At 62.6% G+C, this 14,452-nt stretch carries 13 protein-coding genes and 2 pseudogenes; 7 read left to right on the top strand and 8 right to left on the bottom strand.

Features of this window, described 5'->3' with window-relative positions; translation table 11 throughout:
• The first annotated feature begins 135 nt into the window (after positions 1-135).
• Positions 136-921, top strand: a complete 786-nt coding sequence (locus ACP7E3_RS13295) for a helix-turn-helix domain-containing protein (protein WP_079443759.1) — start codon at positions 136-138, stop codon at positions 919-921.
• A 30-nt stretch (positions 922-951) separates the two neighbouring features.
• The gene (locus tag ACP7E3_RS13290) at positions 952-1,935 is read left to right on the top strand and encodes a zinc-dependent alcohol dehydrogenase family protein (RefSeq protein WP_057004083.1); all 984 of its coding nucleotides are present in this window, start codon (positions 952-954) and stop codon (positions 1,933-1,935) included.
• A 13-nt stretch (positions 1,936-1,948) separates the two neighbouring features.
• On the opposite strand, the gene ACP7E3_RS13285 is transcribed toward ACP7E3_RS13290, so the two are convergent.
• From ACP7E3_RS13285 to ACP7E3_RS13275, 3 genes are all read right to left on the bottom strand, one after another.
• The gene (locus tag ACP7E3_RS13285) at positions 1,949-2,200 is read right to left on the bottom strand and encodes an Lpp/OprI family alanine-zipper lipoprotein (protein WP_017845753.1); all 252 of its coding nucleotides are present in this window, start codon (positions 2,198-2,200) and stop codon (positions 1,949-1,951) included.
• Positions 2,201-2,310: 110 nt separating this feature from the next.
• The gene (locus tag ACP7E3_RS13280) at positions 2,311-3,231 is read right to left on the bottom strand and encodes a universal stress protein (protein WP_108524062.1); all 921 of its coding nucleotides are present in this window, start codon (positions 3,229-3,231) and stop codon (positions 2,311-2,313) included.
• Between the two features lie 51 nt (positions 3,232-3,282).
• Positions 3,283-4,197: a universal stress protein gene (locus ACP7E3_RS13275; protein ID WP_017845751.1), complete on the bottom strand. Its 915-nt coding sequence runs from the start codon at positions 4,195-4,197 to the stop codon at positions 3,283-3,285.
• Between the two features lie 188 nt (positions 4,198-4,385).
• On the opposite strand from ACP7E3_RS13275, the gene ACP7E3_RS13270 reads away from it, so the two are divergent.
• The gene (locus tag ACP7E3_RS13270; protein ID WP_017845750.1) at positions 4,386-5,288 is read left to right on the top strand and encodes a GGDEF domain-containing protein; all 903 of its coding nucleotides are present in this window, start codon (positions 4,386-4,388) and stop codon (positions 5,286-5,288) included.
• 147 nt (positions 5,289-5,435) lie between these two features.
• The gene (locus tag ACP7E3_RS13265; RefSeq protein WP_046383376.1) at positions 5,436-6,305 is read left to right on the top strand and encodes an isocitrate lyase/PEP mutase family protein; all 870 of its coding nucleotides are present in this window, start codon (positions 5,436-5,438) and stop codon (positions 6,303-6,305) included.
• Between the two features lie 20 nt (positions 6,306-6,325).
• Here ACP7E3_RS13265 and ACP7E3_RS13260 read toward each other — a convergent pair.
• Positions 6,326-6,802, bottom strand: a pseudogene (locus ACP7E3_RS13260) (methyl-accepting chemotaxis protein); the annotation flags it as partial.
• Positions 6,803-6,913: 111 nt separating this feature from the next.
• Positions 6,914-7,681: pseudogene (locus tag ACP7E3_RS13255) on the bottom strand (PAS domain-containing protein); the annotation flags it as partial.
• 200 nt (positions 7,682-7,881) lie between these two features.
• Between ACP7E3_RS13255 and ACP7E3_RS13250 the strand changes: the two are divergent.
• Together ACP7E3_RS13250 and ACP7E3_RS13245 are read left to right on the top strand one after the other, a co-directional pair.
• Entirely contained in the window at positions 7,882-8,262 is a 381-nt protein-coding gene (locus tag ACP7E3_RS13250; protein WP_046383374.1) for a RidA family protein, read from the top strand.
• 139 nt (positions 8,263-8,401) lie between these two features.
• On the top strand, positions 8,402-10,390 hold the full coding sequence (locus ACP7E3_RS13245; RefSeq protein WP_426123315.1) for a peptidase U32 family protein: 1,989 nt from the start codon (positions 8,402-8,404) through the stop codon (positions 10,388-10,390).
• 40 nt (positions 10,391-10,430) lie between these two features.
• On the opposite strand, the gene ACP7E3_RS13240 is transcribed toward ACP7E3_RS13245, so the two are convergent.
• Complete coding sequence (locus tag ACP7E3_RS13240) at positions 10,431-11,324, bottom strand: DMT family transporter (RefSeq protein ID WP_057004079.1); 894 nt, start codon at positions 11,322-11,324, stop codon at positions 10,431-10,433.
• 109 nt (positions 11,325-11,433) lie between these two features.
• On the opposite strand from ACP7E3_RS13240, the gene ACP7E3_RS13235 reads away from it, so the two are divergent.
• Positions 11,434-11,874, top strand: coding sequence for an Lrp/AsnC family transcriptional regulator (locus tag ACP7E3_RS13235; protein ID WP_017845744.1), 441 nt, complete (start codon positions 11,434-11,436; stop codon positions 11,872-11,874).
• A 102-nt stretch (positions 11,875-11,976) separates the two neighbouring features.
• Here ACP7E3_RS13235 and xylB read toward each other — a convergent pair whose 3' ends face one another.
• Together xylB and ACP7E3_RS13225 are read right to left on the bottom strand one after the other, a co-directional pair.
• Positions 11,977-13,437 (bottom strand): xylulokinase, encoded by a 1,461-nt coding sequence (gene xylB, locus ACP7E3_RS13230; protein WP_426123313.1) that lies wholly within the window; start codon positions 13,435-13,437, stop codon positions 11,977-11,979.
• A gap of 16 nt (positions 13,438-13,453) precedes the next feature.
• Positions 13,454-14,446 (bottom strand): LacI family DNA-binding transcriptional regulator, encoded by a 993-nt coding sequence (locus tag ACP7E3_RS13225; RefSeq protein ID WP_046484198.1) that lies wholly within the window; start codon positions 14,444-14,446, stop codon positions 13,454-13,456.
• Positions 14,447-14,452 lie beyond the last annotated feature (6 nt).

Here is a 14,452-nt window from a genome sequence, read left to right as displayed (position 1 = left end):
TGATGTATATCAAGTCTTAAAGCCGGCGCTGAAGCTCAATTGAAACAGGAGCTCGGGATATTGAGCAAAAGCGCTGGCAGCGCATTTTCCTCGTTCTCTCTATCACTCAGGCACATGCCTGGACGGAGCGCATGCATGAATGCCCATCACCTGCGTTTAGTCGGTCGCTCGACGGTGCTACCGCACACCTCCTGCCCCAGACCGGTAATCCCCCCCAAAACGGCATGTTCCGGTTGCGGCGTGTCGGCATGCAGCTTGCCGATCGGCCTCGATAGTCCGGACGTGTCCCACTTGGATGCGTTGGTGGTGCAACGCTTCAAGGTCAAAAAAGGCGCAGCTTTATTCCGTACCGGCGACCCCTTGCGTTCGCTGTATACGGTTCGCACCGGCTCGTTCAAGACCGGCATCGTGTCTGTCGATGGCCGTGAACAAGTGACCGGTTTTCAACTCTCCGGCGATATGCTCGGCCTGGACGCCATCAGTGACGATGCACACGCCTGCACGGCGGTCGCCCTTGAGGACAGTGAGGTCTGCCCCATCCACTTCGCCCATCTGGAGAGCCTGGCGCGTAACCTTCCGTCGCTGCAGCACAACCTCACGCGGCTGCTGAGCCGTGAAATCGTGCAGGATCACACCCTGCTGATGCTGATGGGCAACATGAGCTCGGATGAACGCCTGGCCGCGTTCCTGCTGAACCTGTCGCAACGCTTCAGCTCCCGCGGGTATTCGGCCAGGCACTTTGTGCTGAAAATGCGCCGTGAGGAAATCGGTTCCTACCTGGGCTTGCGCCTGGAAACCATCTGCCGCGGCATCGCGCACCTGCGCGACCAGGGGTTGGCGCAGATCGTCGGCCGCAACGTCACGATCCTGGACCTGGAAGGTCTCAAGCGTCTGGTCGCGGGCTGCCGCCGACCGATCTAGCATTACCGCCCGAACACCTGGAGATTCGTCATGCGTGCGATGGTTCTGCACACCCCCGGCCAACCGCTGCAACTGGAGCAGCGCCCGATCCCGGCACCCGGAAGCGGGCAGCTGTTGATCAAGGTCCTGGCCTGTGGCGTGTGCCGCACCGACCTGCACCTGGTCGACGGCGAGTTGCCGCAAGCGCAACTGCCACGGGTGCCAGGCCATGAAATCGTCGGTGAAGTGACGGCCGTGGGCGCCACGGTCGGGGCTGACTGGATCGGCCGCCGCGTCGGGGTGCCGTGGCTCGGCTGGACCTGCGGCGAGTGCGCTTTCTGTCGATCGGGCCGGGAAAACCTCTGCGATCAGGCGCTGTTCACCGGCTGCAATCTGGACGGCGGCTACGCTGAATACACGGTGGCGGACGAACGCTTCTGCCTGCCGATTCCCGACACACTGTCGGACGTTCAAGCCGCGCCCCTGTTGTGTGCCGGCCTGATCGGCTTTCGCGCCTTGCAAATGGCCGCCGACGCCGCCCACCTGGGGCTTTACGGCTTCGGTGCGGCCGCCCATCTGGCGATCCAGGTGGCGCTGGGCCGCGGGCAACAGGTGTACGCGTTCACCCGCCCGGGTGACAGCGCAGGCCAGGCCTATGCACGCTCATTGGGCGCCGTGTGGGCCGGGCCTTCGGACCAACTGCCGCCGCACCTGCTGGATGCCAGCCTGATATTCGCCCCGGTCGGAGCGCTTGTACCGCTGGCATTGGCCGCCACCGTCAAGGGCGGCTGTGTGATTTGCGCCGGGATTCACATGAGCGATATTCCGGCCTTCCCCTATCGACTGCTATGGGGCGAGCGCAGCGTGCGTTCAGTGGCGAACCTGACCCGACAGGACGGCACGGCGTTCTTTCAAACCGTGCAGCACACGCCGGTCCACTGCGACATCACCCGCTTCGCCCTGGAAGACGCCAATCAGGCACTCGCGCACCTGCGCAGCGGGCAGTTCAACGGCGCGATCGTGCTGACCCCATAACACGCAGCAGCGGCTATTTGCGGGTCGCGCTGGTCAGCATATGGATCGCTCTTTCGTTGGCTTCGTCAGCGGTGCGCTGGGCCTGGTTGGCCAGCGCCATCGCCTGCTCCGCCTTGAGGTAGGCTTCGTCAGCGCGCAGGCGCGCCGTGGCGGCATTGTTTTCCGCGGAGTCCAGGCGAGCCTCAAGTTCCTTGACATGTTGACTGCACCCGGCGGACGTTGCCAATACCAGCGCCAACAGTGAAACGGACAGGTAGCGGTTCATGGTGTTTCCCCTCGATTCATCGCGGTAAGAAATCAACAACGCACATTTTCAGTATCCGGCGTGAGCCCGCCCTGCCTCTGACCTTTGTCAATAAAGGATCAGAGCCCAGGCTAGCCCTTGACGTCGCTTCCCGGCTGGCGGATCGCTAAAATGCTGCCCGGCACCGAATACAGCGCCCGTTCGGTGTTGCTGCCGATCAGTCGGTCGAGCCCGACCCGGTGAGCAGTCCCCATGACCACCACGTCGGCCTGGAATTGCTCGACAAACTCCTGAATCACCGGCACTGGCTGGCCCATGACAAAGTGCCGTCTTTCCGGCGGTACGCCATAACGGTCGGCCAAGGTCACGAACGCCTGGTGCAACGACTGGCGCAGCTCTTCGGCGAAGTCCACGTTCCAACCGCCCATGGCCATCGGCGCATCACCGTTGAATGCCGGTGACAGGTCATAGGCGTACAACAGATGCAGCGGCGCATCGCATTGCAGGGCCATGGAGTAGGCGCACTGAATGATGGTGTCGTTCAGACCGCTGATCTGCGTGCCGGGCTCGAACGGATCGACGGCCGCCACCACGCGATGGGGCAAACCGTAGCGCGCCTGGCTCACCAGATGCAGGGGTGTCGGGCACTCGCGCAGCAGGTGGCAATCGAGCGGGGTGATGAATATGCGCTTGAGAACCGGCTCCAGCTTCACGTCCTTGATCACCAGGTCCGGGTTCAGATCGGCGATCGTGCGCAGGATCTCCAGCACAGGGTGGGTGGTGAAGAGCAATTCAACCGTCACCTTCAGCCCGTTACCGCCCAGGCGCTGGACTTCGTCGATCAGCCAATCGCGATAGCGGTGCAGGTAGTCCTGAAAAGCCGACTCATCGACGTGTTCTTCCCACAAATGAATGATCGGCGCAGGTTCGATAAACGCCCTGATATCGAGCGCCGCGCCGCTGGCCTTGGCCAGGGCCACCGCGCGCAGCAGCGCCGGGGAGTGATACAACGAACGGTCGGTGATCAGCAACAGACGTTGATATTGGCTCATTTCGCACCTCGTCGGGCACCGGTTGGTCCTGGCGCCAGGTTCAATCCTTCATCAACTGCGCGTCGGTTTGATCGCCCACATGCTGCACGGCGCGTGGTGCAGCAGGCTTTCGGCGGTAGTGCCCAACAGCTTGTTCAAGCCCCAGTGCTGCACGGTGCCCATGACGATGATGTCGATCTGGTGATCGCGGGCGAAGTCGCAAATGTTGAAGAGCGGCGTGCCCTCGATAAAGTGCCGATGCTCGACGGGAATCCCCTGGCGCTCGGCCAACGCGGCAAACGCCTCATGCTGGGCTTCATTCAACGACTCATAGAGCCCGGCGGCCAGGGGCACCGCGCCGAAGCCCATGTCCTTGGCATACACCGCGGCCCAGTCGTACACATGCAGCAACTCGAGCTGGGCCTGGCATTGCGCGGCCAGCTTGACCGCCGCTTCGACAATCTGGTCGTTGAAGATCTGGTCCTGCTCCTCGCTGCGCAACACATCGACAATCGCCAGCACCTTGCGTGGCAACGGGTGGCGCGAGTCGGTGACCAGATGCACCGGCACCGGGCAGTCGCGCAGCAGTTGCCAATCCAGCGGGGTGAAGAACACCCGTTTCAACGCCGGCTCTTCCTCGGCATCCTTGATGATCAGGGCCAGCGACATCTCGTTGACGAAATGCAGGATTTCCTCATAAGGATGATGCACCCAGACTACTTCGCTGGTGACCTCGACCCCGCGCTGGCGCATCACCTCGGCCTGCTCGGCGAGCCAGTGGCGATGGGTGTCCAGGTACCCTTCCCGGGCCCGATTGATCTGTTCGGGCGCAAACAGCCCGGCGATCGCCAGGGCCTGCAAATAGTCGAATGCCACGATATGCAACGGCAACTGCATCGCGCGCGCCAAGGCAGCTGCACGATCGAACGCCGGTGTGCGGGTCATGGACGAAGGGGCAATCAACAGTAAACGCTGAGTCTGCAACATGGGGGCACCTCGGCACGCGGCCATCTGATTCGGTGGATAGGCCTTCAGATTGAGCGTTCCGGCTCAGCGGCTACTTGATCTTTATCAGTTGGTGCCCGCAAAAGTTGATTTTCATCAACAGCCGCCGGGCCCCTTGCCCCTAGCCTGCATCAAGACTTGCAGCGTCACCGGCTCCGTCGGAGGGCACCATGATCGAAGATGAGCAGCAAGTGTTGGTGAGGGCGTTGGACGCGGCGACAAACCCGGTGCTGATCACCGAGAGATCGGGTTGCATTGTGTGGATCAACCGAGCGTTCAGCCTGTTGAGTGGCTATTCGAAGCTGGAGCTGGTCGGTAAAACCCCGCACCTTTTGTCGTCGGGACGGCAAACCACCACGTTCTATCGAGAGCTGTGGATGACCATCATGGCGGGCCTGACCTGGCAGGGTGAGATGGTCGAGCGCCGCAAGGACGGCTCCAACTGTACGATCAATCAGGTCATTACCCCGGTGCTCGACCCGCAGGGCGTGGTCACGCACTTCATCGCGATCCTGCACAACTTCAAGGTGATGGACGAAGAACGTGCGCGCATGCAACAACTGGCGTTCCATGACGGACTGACCGGCTTGCCCAACCGCAGCCTGTTTCTGAGCCTGCTCAATCAAGCGATGAGTCATGCCACCCAGCAGCAACAGCCGCTGGCGTTGATGTTTATCGACCTGGACCGTTTCAAAGCGGTCAACGACACCCATGGGCATGCGTGCGGCGACAAATTGCTGGTGGCGGTGGCCGAACGCCTCAGCCAGTCGGTGCGCAGGTCCGATGTCGTCGGCCGTTTGAGCGGCGATGAATTTGCGATCCTGGTGACCGGCATGGACCACGCCAGGCAGGTCGAGGTGTTGGCCGATAAATTGATCGGCGCGATCAACCAGCCGTTCATGATCGATGCCCACCGCCTGAACACACACATCAGCGTCGGCATCAGCCTGTATCCATGGGACGGGGCAAGCGTCGAGCAACTGCTCGCACGGGCCGACGACGCGATGTACCAGGCTAAACGACGCGGTGGCAGCGCCTGTCATTTCAACCTGCTTAGCCAGCCTGCCGACTGAACGGCGCACACCTCGCGCCCACCGTATGTGCGGTGGGCATAGCCCATTCTCAAACGTCATAATCCTGGGTTTTGTGGCGTGGTAATCTCTTACGACTATGAATAGGCATTGATCGTCAGTCGACAATGACCAGAACCAGGAAAGATCATGCCCAAAGTGTCCCACTCAGCCCTGCGTCGTAATTTCCGTGAACTGCTTGCTACGCCACTGTGCGTTGAGACGGCCTCTGTGTTCGACCCGATGTCGGCGCGTATCGCCGCCGACCTGGGCTTCGAGGTCGGCATTCTGGGGGGCTCGGTCGCTTCGCTGCAGGTACTGGCGGCACCTGATTTTGCGTTGATCACCTTGAGTGAGTTCGCTGAACAGGCCACCCGGATCGGCCGCGTTGCGCAGTTGCCGGTGATTGCCGATGCCGACCACGGCTATGGCAATGCCCTGAATGTCATGCGTACCGTCGCGGAGCTGGAACGCGCAGGCGTAGCGGCACTGACGATTGAAGACACGCTGTTGCCGGCGCAGTTCGGGCGCAAATCGACCGATCTGATTTCCATCGAGGAAGGCATCGGCAAAGTCAGGGCCGCCCTTGAAGCACGGGTCGACCCCGAGCTGTCCATCATCGCCCGCACTAACGCGAAGGTGTTGCCGACCGAGGCCGTGATCGAACGCACCCTGGCCTATGAAAAAGCCGGTGCCGATGGGATCTGCATGGTGGGTGTCAGCGACTTCGAGCACCTTGAGCAGATTGCGCAACAACTCACGGTGCCCTTGATGCTGGTGACCTACGGCAACCCGAAACTCAATGACAGCCAGCGCCTGGCAAGCCTGGGAGTACGCATCGTGGTGGCCGGCCACGGCGCCTACTTCGCGGCGATCAAGGCCACCTACGACAGCCTGCGCGCCCAACGTCAGCTCACCCACAGCACCTCGAACCTCAGTGCCACCGAGCTTACTCACACCTACACCCTGCCGGAGAGCTACGTGGCCTGGGCCAAAGAGTTCATGGATGTAGAGGAGTGAGACTGACCCCGGGTGCGCGTCTAGCCGACCCAGCCGACAGCGGTTTTCGGAACCACCTCCGACTCATCCAGCTTTGACGCAAACATGCTCACGGCTTGCACCGCATCGCTGGTGCTGGTGCGGATCTGCAGAATCACCGAACCCGCCTGGTCGGCCAGGCTGACGCCACGTTGCGCGCCTTCCTGGGTCGCGCTCATGCTGGCGACCGCGTCACGGGTTTCCGACAGAATCAGGCCGATCATCTCGGCAATCTCGGCCGTCGAACGGCTGGTGCGCCCCGCCAGTTGCCTGACCTCATCGGCCACCACCGCAAAACCACGGCCCTGATCGCCCGCGCGCGCGGCCTCGATGGCGGCGTTGAGCGCCAGCAGGTTGGTCTGGTCGGCAATACCGCGAATGGTATTGACGATCGCAGTGATCTGCTCGGAACGATCACCCAGTTGCCCCACCAGACGTGCGGAGGCGCCGATGTTTTCGGCAATGCGGCGCATTTCACTGGCGGTTTCGTGGATCACCTGGGTGCCATGTTCGGCGAATCGCTCGGTTTCCGAGGAGATATGGTAAGCGCGGGAAGCACCGCGTGAATCCTCCTCGAACTTCTCGACGCGCTCGCTGATGTCGCTGGCGAACTTGACGATTTTGATCAGCTTGCCGTCGCCGTCATACACCGGGTTGTAACTCGCCTCCAACCACACCACGCGGCCGTGCTTGCCGATACGCTTGAATTGCCCGGTGAAGAATTCACCATTGTTCAAGCGCCGCCAGAAGTCGGCGTACTCAGGGCTGTTGACCTGGGCCGGCTCGCAAAACATACGGTGATGTTTGCCTTTGAGTTCCGTCAGTGAATACCCCATGACCGCGAGGAAATTCTCGTTGGCATCGAGCACTTGCCCGTTCAAGTCGAACTCGATCACCGCCATCGCCCGGTCCAGCGCAGCCAGCTTGCTGCGGGTCGCCGCCTCCTGCTCCACTTTGCGCGTGACGTCGAGGGCGTACTTGACCACTTTCACGACCTGGCCACGCTCATCCAGCACCGGGTTGTAGCTGGCCTCCAGCCAGATGATCTTGCCGTGGGCGTCCACGCGCTTGAATGTGCCCGAGACGAACTTGCCGGCCCTGAGTTCCTGCCAGAACTCGGCATAGGCAGGGCTGCTGGTCAGCGCCGACGGGCAAAAATCACGGTGGGTCTTGCCGGCCAATTGAGCGCTGCTGTAACCCAGGGTTTTCATAAAGTTGTCATTGGCGCGCAACACCTTGCCATTGAGGTCGAATTCGACCACGGCCATGGAGCGCTCAAGCGCGGCAATCAATCCTTGGTATTCAGCGACTTCGGCCCTCCTGGCCGCCAGTTCTGTTTTTAGTGTGTGATTGAACATGACGTAGCCTCAGCCGTGCGTGGAATCGGGGGTTATCTCCTGCACTATCGGCCAATAAATACCGGACTTGACCGATGAAAAATAAATATCATTTGACGTCAAATACCCGTCGCTCGCCACGCCTGCAACGCCGAAGAGTACTGATCCTCGCGCCCCTCTGTGTTTAAATTGGCGGCCCTTTTCCCTGCCAAGAGAACGTCATGGCCAACCACGACCTGTCCTTCACCCCTGATCCGGATGCCGACTCGATTTCCTCCGACGTGATCGGCTTCAACGGCATCCTGGTCTCCACCCAGATCCCGACCCGCGCCGACGGCAGCCTGGAACTGGGCGACATCACCGCGCAAAGCGAATGCACGCTGCAAGCCCTGAAAGTCGCCCTTGAACGCGCCGGCAGTTCCATGGACCGGGTGATGCACCTGACCATCTACCTGACCGACATGGCCGACCGCGCGGCGTTCAACGAGGTCTACAAGCGCTTCTTCGCCAAGCCGTGGCCGGTGCGTGCCGCAGTTGGCGTGGCGGCCCTGGCGGTGGAAGGCATGCGCGTGGAAGTCACCGCGATGGCCGCCAAGGCCTGAACCCGCGTCGATTGAAACACCCGTCATTGGCCTGGCACCTTGCAGGCCAAGCCCGCCGGCGGCCCTGCGGTAGGTGCCGGTCAGGCGTTTCACGGCTACAATGCGCGCCTCGACCGTGACAAGCCTGACTAAAAAAACTATGTCCTTGCCCAAGCATCACCTGGAATTGCTCAGCCCTGCCCGCGATGTCGCCATCGCGCGCGAGGCCATCCTGCATGGCGCCGACGCCATCTACATCGGCGGCCCAAGCTTCGGCGCCCGCCACAACGCCTGCAACGAGGTCAGCGATATCGCGCAGTTGGTCGAATTCGCCCGGCGCTACCACGCCCGCGTCTTCACCACCCTCAACACCATCTTGCATGACAACGAACTGGAACCGGCGCGCAAGCTGATCCATCAGCTCTACGACGCTGGCGTCGACGCGTTGATCGTGCAAGACCTGGGCGTGATGGAGCTGGATATCCCGCCGATCGAGCTGCACGCCAGCACCCAGACCGACATCCGCACCCTGGGCCGCGCCAAGTTTCTCGACCAGGCAGGCTTCTCGCAGCTGGTATTGGCCCGCGAGCTGAACCTGCAGGAAATCCGCGCCATTGCCGATGAAACCGATGCCGCTATCGAGTTCTTCATCCACGGCGCCCTGTGCGTGGCGTTCTCCGGGCAGTGCAATATCTCCCACGCGCAGAACGGCCGCAGCGCCAACCGCGGCGACTGTTCCCAGGCGTGCCGCCTGCCGTACACCCTCAAAGACGATCAAGGCCGCGTCGTCGCCTTTGAAAAGCACCTGCTGTCGATGAAAGACAACAACCAGAGCGCCAACCTGCGCGCCCTGGTCGATGCCGGTGTTCGCTCGTTCAAGATCGAAGGGCGCTACAAGGACATGGGCTATGTGAAGAACATCACCGCCTATTACCGCCAGCGCCTCGACGAGATCCTCGAAGACCGCCCCGACCTGGCCCGCGCTTCCAGCGGCCGGACCGCGCATTTCTTCCTGCCCGACCCGGAAAAGACCTTCCACCGGGGCAGCACCGACTATTTCGTCAGCGACCGCAAGATCGACATCGGCGCCTTCGACACCCCGACCTTCACCGGCCTGCCGGTGGGCGTGGTGGAAAAAGCCGGCAAACGCGACCTGCAAGTGATCACCCATGAGCCGCTGTCCAACGGCGACGGCCTGAATGTGCTGGTCAAGCGTGAAGTGGTGGGTTTCCGCGCCAATATCGCCGAGGCCAAGGGCGAGTTCGAGGAAGACGGCGAGAAGCGCTACCGCTATCGCGTCGAGCCGAACGAAATGCCGGCCGGCCTGCATCAGTTGCGCCCCAACCACCCGCTGAACCGCAACCTCGACCACAACTGGCAACAGGCGCTGCTCAAAACCTCCGCCGAGCGCCGGATCGGCCTGTCGTGGGTCGCCCGACTGCGCGAAGAGCGCCTGGAGCTGAACGCCACCAGCGAAGAAGGCATCACCGCCAGCGTCGCCCTGCCCGGCCCGTTCGGCGCGGCCAACAAGCCGGAACAGGCGCTGGACACCCTGCGTGACCTGCTCGGCCAACTGGGCACCACCGAATACCACGCCACCGCCATCGAGCTGGATGCGCCGCAGGCGTTCTTCATCCCCAACTCGCAGCTCAAGGCCGCGCGCCGTGAAGTGATCGAAGCGCTGACAGCGGCGCGCATCGACGCTCACCCGCATGGTGGGCGCAAGGCCGAAACCAGCCCGCCGCCGGTGTACCCGGAAGCGCACCTGTCGTTCCTGGCCAACGTGTATAACCAGAAGGCCCGGGATTTCTACCACCGCCACGGCGTGAAACTGATCGACGCGGCCTTCGAAGCCCACGAAGAAACCGGTGAAGTGCCGGTGATGATCACCAAGCACTGCCTGCGTTTCTCGTTCAACCTCTGCCCCAAACAGGCCAAGGGCGTGACGGGGGTGAAGACCAAGGTTGCGCCGATGCAGTTGATCCATGGCGATGAAGTGCTGACCCTGAAATTCGACTGCAAGCCTTGCGAAATGCATGTGGTGGGCAAGATCAAGGGGCACATCCTCGGGTTGCCGCAGCCAGGCAGCGTGGTCGGCTACATCAGCCCGGACGATCTGCTCAAGACCATCCCGCGCGCGCCGCATTGATCGAACCGCGGGCGCGCTGCAACGGCGCGCTCGCTCTCGATCACTGCACTTGCACCACAGCTTTGGGGCGCCACCACCAGCCCCTTTGCAAACCGGCGGCAGCCAACAGAATCGCGGCGACACCCAGCCATTGCAGCCAACCCAGGCGATGCCCGAAGGCAATCCAGTCGACCAGAATCGCCGCAATCGGGTAGATAAACGACAACGCGCCGGTGATGGCCGTCGGCAACTTCTGGATCGCCCCGTACAGCAACACATACATCAAACCGGTGTGTACCACCCCGAGCGTCAACAAGGCCGCCCAGGCGTTGTGCGCCACCGGCAGACTGTGCCACGGCACCAGCGGTGCCAGTAACAACGCACCGGTCGTGACCTGGATCAGCGCGATCAAATGCGGCGGTACTGCCTTCAGGCGCTTGATGATCAGCGCGGCAAGCGCATACAGAAACGCCGCGCCGAGGGCCAGGGCGATACCGGCCAGGTAATCGTCGCCGGTTGGCTGATTGCCATGGGCGCTGACAATCGCCAGCATCCCGAGGAATGCCACACTCAGCCACGCCAGCTTCGGCACGCTGAGCTTTTCACCGAGAAACAGCGCCGCCAGCATCACCAACATGAACGGCTGCACGTTGTACACCGCAGTACTGATGGCGATGGACGCGCGGGAATACGATTCGAACAGCAGCAACCAGTTGCCGACAATGGCCACTCCGCTGAGCATCGCCAGGCCGAGCCCGGCCCAACTGAGCAAGTCCCGGCGCAGATACCCGAGCAGCGCGCACACCAGCAATAATGTCAGCGCCCCGATCACGCAGCGCCAGAACACCACTTCGAGCACCGATACGCCCGACACCAGTACAAACCAGCCAATGGTGCCCGAGATCAGCATGGCGGCGACCATTTCCCACGACCCGCGACGGATGGATGTATCCATGATTGAGACTCCTCAAGTGAGGCTCAATTATGGCAAGCTGGTTCGCCGCGGCTCCAGCGCCTAAAAAAGGCGAAAAGCCTCAATGACCTTTATTTATTAGGCGCACACCATGATCGACACCATCGACCAACAACTGATCGGCGCTTTGATGGACGACTCACGGCTGTCCCTCAAGGCCCTGGCCGGCATCACCGGCCTGTCCTCGCCCAGCGTCGGCGAACGCCTGCGCCGCCTGGAAGAGCGCGGCGTGCTGACCCATTACACGGTCGACATCGACCCCAAACACTTCGGCTACCTGCTGCAAGCCATCGTGCGTATCCGTCCCCTGCCCGGCCAATTGCAGGAAGTGGAGCGGCAGATCCAGGCCATCCCCGAATTCACCGAATGCGACAAAGTCACCGGCGAGGACTGCTTCATCGCACGCCTGCATGTACGCACCATGGACCACCTCGACAGTCTGCTGGATCGGCTCAACGTCTATGCCGAGACCAACACCGCCATCGTCAAGAAAACCCCAGTGAAGCGGCGCCTGCCACCGCTGACGGACTAACGCCGACAAACCTTAGGTGGGGATAGCAGCGGTTCAGGCACTTATGCGGTGACTGACACTCCGCTATCGGGAGCAAACTCCCTCCCACAGGGCCGGATCAAGTCAGCCGTGCAGAGCCTTGGCCGCGCCCAACAGCCCCTGAAACTTGCGATAACGCGCCTCCAGCACCGGCTGTTGCGCCACGTCCGGTACATACCGCGCCTTGACCGGCATGCCCGCCGCAAGCAACGCCGCGCCCTGCCCGATGGCCAAAAAGCCCAACTTCGCCGCGCCGATGCACGCGCTCAGTTCACTGCCGTGCAGCGTGAAGATTTCCCGCTGCAGGATGTTGGCCAGCAACTGCGCCCAATACTCACTGCGCGCGCCGCCACCCACCAGCGCACAGGCGGTGACGTCGGCGCCGCTCGATTGCACCGCGCGCAACGCGTCGAGCAGGCCAAAACCCACGCCTTCCATCACCGCATACCCCAGCATCGCCGGGGTGCAGTCGTGGCCCAGGTTCATAAAGCCGCCGCGCAATAAGGGGTCGTTATGCGGGGTGCGTTCGCCGGCCAGGTACGGCAGGAACAACGGCGTGTCCAGCGGCACCGATTGGCCGATGGGCAACTGGGCCTGGACCTGATCCAACAGCGCCTGTTCATCCGGCATGCCCGTCAGGCGCGTGACCCAGCGCAAACAACTGGCGCCGGCCAGCATCGCGCCCATGGTGTACCAACGGTCGGGCAGCGCATGGCAGAAGCTGTGTACCGCGCTGGCCGGGTTGCCCGCCGCATGGTCGGTGATCGCGACAATCGCCGCGCTGGTGCCCAACGTGATGAAACCGTCGCCGGCATTGATCGCGCCGATGCCGACCGCCGCAACCGGGTTGTCGCCACCGCCGCCGGCAATCACCACCTCGGCGCGCAAACCCAGCTCGCGGGCGGTCAGACACGCGCTTGCCGCACCGCCCTCCACCAGCCTGGGCATTTGTTCCGGCGCCAGGCCGGTGGCCCGCAGCATGGGGCTGAACCATTGACGATTGGCCACGTCCAGCCACAGCGTTCCGGCCGCATCGGACATCTCGCTGACGCGCTCCCCACTCAAGCGCAGGCGCAGGTAATCCTTGGGCGACAACACGCAATCGATGGCCTTGAACACTTCGGGCTCATGCCGTTGCAGCCAGAGCAGTTTCGGCGCGGTCAAGCCGGCCATGGGCAAGCTGCCGGTGACGTCGGCAAACCCTGGGCCGAGCTGTGCCGCTTCGGCCACCGCGCGCGAGTCGTCCCACAGAATCGCCGGGTATAACACGCGATCGTCATCCCCCAGCAATACCGCGCCGTGCATTTGCCCAGACAGGCCGATGCACGCCACACGGGCAAACGATTCATGAGCGCGCAACACATCCAGCGCCTGCAAACAGGCTTGCCACCAGTCTTGCGGCGCCTGTTCGGACCAGCCGGCGTGCCGGCGCGAGACGCTCAAGCGCACGCCGGCCTGAGCCAGCACCGCGCCGCTGGCATCCATCAGGATGGCTTTGAGTTCCGAGGTGCCCAGGTCGATGCCGAGGGAAACAGCAGTGTTCATACGCGAGTCATTCCAATCAATCACAGCCACAGGAGTTACGTATTTGCAGGGTCGGCTCCAGACGCACACTGCGGGTCGGCGCATCGGGTGCGGCCATGCGTTGCAGTAACAGGTTGACCGCACGAGCGCCGAGCGCCTGGACCGGCTGGGCGATCAACGTCAGACGCGGCACAAAGAAATCCGCCCAATCAAAATCATCGAAGCCCACCAGCGCCATCTGCGCCGGCACCTCGATATGTGCATCGCGCAAGGCCTGCATGGCGCCGAGGGTCATCAGGTTGTTGCCGGCCATGATCGCGGTCGGCGGCGCAGCCAGGCCCAGTAACTGCACCGTGGCCTGGCGTGCCGGTTCGGTGTTGGAGCCGCCGTTGACCAGCAGTTGCGGATCGAACGCCAGCCCCGCGGCCGCCAATGCCGCGCGGTAACCGGCCACCCGTTCATCCGTGGTGCTGAACCCCAGGCGCCCGGCGATGAAGCCGATTCGGCGATGCCCATGGGCGATCAGGTGGGCAATCAGCGCCTGGGTGGGCTGGGTATTCGCCACCCCGACCTGATCGAATTGTTCACTCATCATCCGGTCCACCAGCACCGCCGGAATCTCGCTGGCCCGCAGATACTCCAGGGCCAGCGAACCGTTCGAGGGCGCCAATACAATGCCGTCGACGCGCCGGTGATGCAGCGCCGTGACCACCCGCAGCTCCTGCTCCGGGTCGTCGTGGGTATCGACGAACAGCATCATGTAGCCGTGCTTGGCACACTCGGTTTCGATCGCGTGTACGGTTTCGCTGAAGTAATGATTGGACAGCGCCGAGATCGCCACGCCGATGGTGTTGGTGCTCGAACGCGCCAGCGAACGCGCCAGGGTGTTGGGGATATAACCCAGTTCCTGGATCGCGCGCTGCACCGCTTGCACCGTGGCCGGGCTGACCTTGCGGGTGCCGTTCAACACATGGGACACCGTTGACGTCGACACCCCCGCTCTGCTTGCGACGTCATCCATGGTGACCACGGCGCT

This window comes from Pseudomonas sp. PSPC2-3 (assembly GCF_049898265.1).
Taxonomy (GTDB): Bacteria; Pseudomonadota; Gammaproteobacteria; order Pseudomonadales; family Pseudomonadaceae; genus Aquipseudomonas; species Aquipseudomonas veronii.
The sequence above is the reverse complement of the archived record's forward strand: the minus strand, read 5'-3'. Positions and strand labels throughout refer to the sequence as shown.

Excerpts from the sequence above, each read along its gene's own strand:
- ACP7E3_RS13295 (WP_079443759.1), top strand. The coding sequence starts at position 136 with ATGAATGCCCATCACCTGCGTTTAGTCGGTCGCTCGACGGTGCTACCG.
- ACP7E3_RS13290 (WP_057004083.1), top strand. The coding sequence starts at position 952 with ATGCGTGCGATGGTTCTGCACACCCCCGGCCAACCGCTGCAACTGGAG.
- ACP7E3_RS13285 (WP_017845753.1), bottom strand. The coding sequence starts at position 2,200 with ATGAACCGCTACCTGTCCGTTTCACTGTTGGCGCTGGTATTGGCAACG.
- ACP7E3_RS13280 (WP_108524062.1), bottom strand. The coding sequence starts at position 3,231 with ATGAGCCAATATCAACGTCTGTTGCTGATCACCGACCGTTCGTTGTAT.
- ACP7E3_RS13275 (WP_017845751.1), bottom strand. The coding sequence starts at position 4,197 with ATGTTGCAGACTCAGCGTTTACTGTTGATTGCCCCTTCGTCCATGACC.
- ACP7E3_RS13270 (WP_017845750.1), top strand. The coding sequence starts at position 4,386 with ATGATCGAAGATGAGCAGCAAGTGTTGGTGAGGGCGTTGGACGCGGCG.
- ACP7E3_RS13265 (WP_046383376.1), top strand. The coding sequence starts at position 5,436 with ATGCCCAAAGTGTCCCACTCAGCCCTGCGTCGTAATTTCCGTGAACTG.
- ACP7E3_RS13250 (WP_046383374.1), top strand. The coding sequence starts at position 7,882 with ATGGCCAACCACGACCTGTCCTTCACCCCTGATCCGGATGCCGACTCG.
- ACP7E3_RS13245 (WP_426123315.1), top strand. The coding sequence starts at position 8,402 with ATGTCCTTGCCCAAGCATCACCTGGAATTGCTCAGCCCTGCCCGCGAT.
- ACP7E3_RS13240 (WP_057004079.1), bottom strand. The coding sequence starts at position 11,324 with ATGGATACATCCATCCGTCGCGGGTCGTGGGAAATGGTCGCCGCCATG.
- ACP7E3_RS13235 (WP_017845744.1), top strand. The coding sequence starts at position 11,434 with ATGATCGACACCATCGACCAACAACTGATCGGCGCTTTGATGGACGAC.
- xylB (WP_426123313.1), bottom strand. The coding sequence starts at position 13,437 with ATGAACACTGCTGTTTCCCTCGGCATCGACCTGGGCACCTCGGAACTC.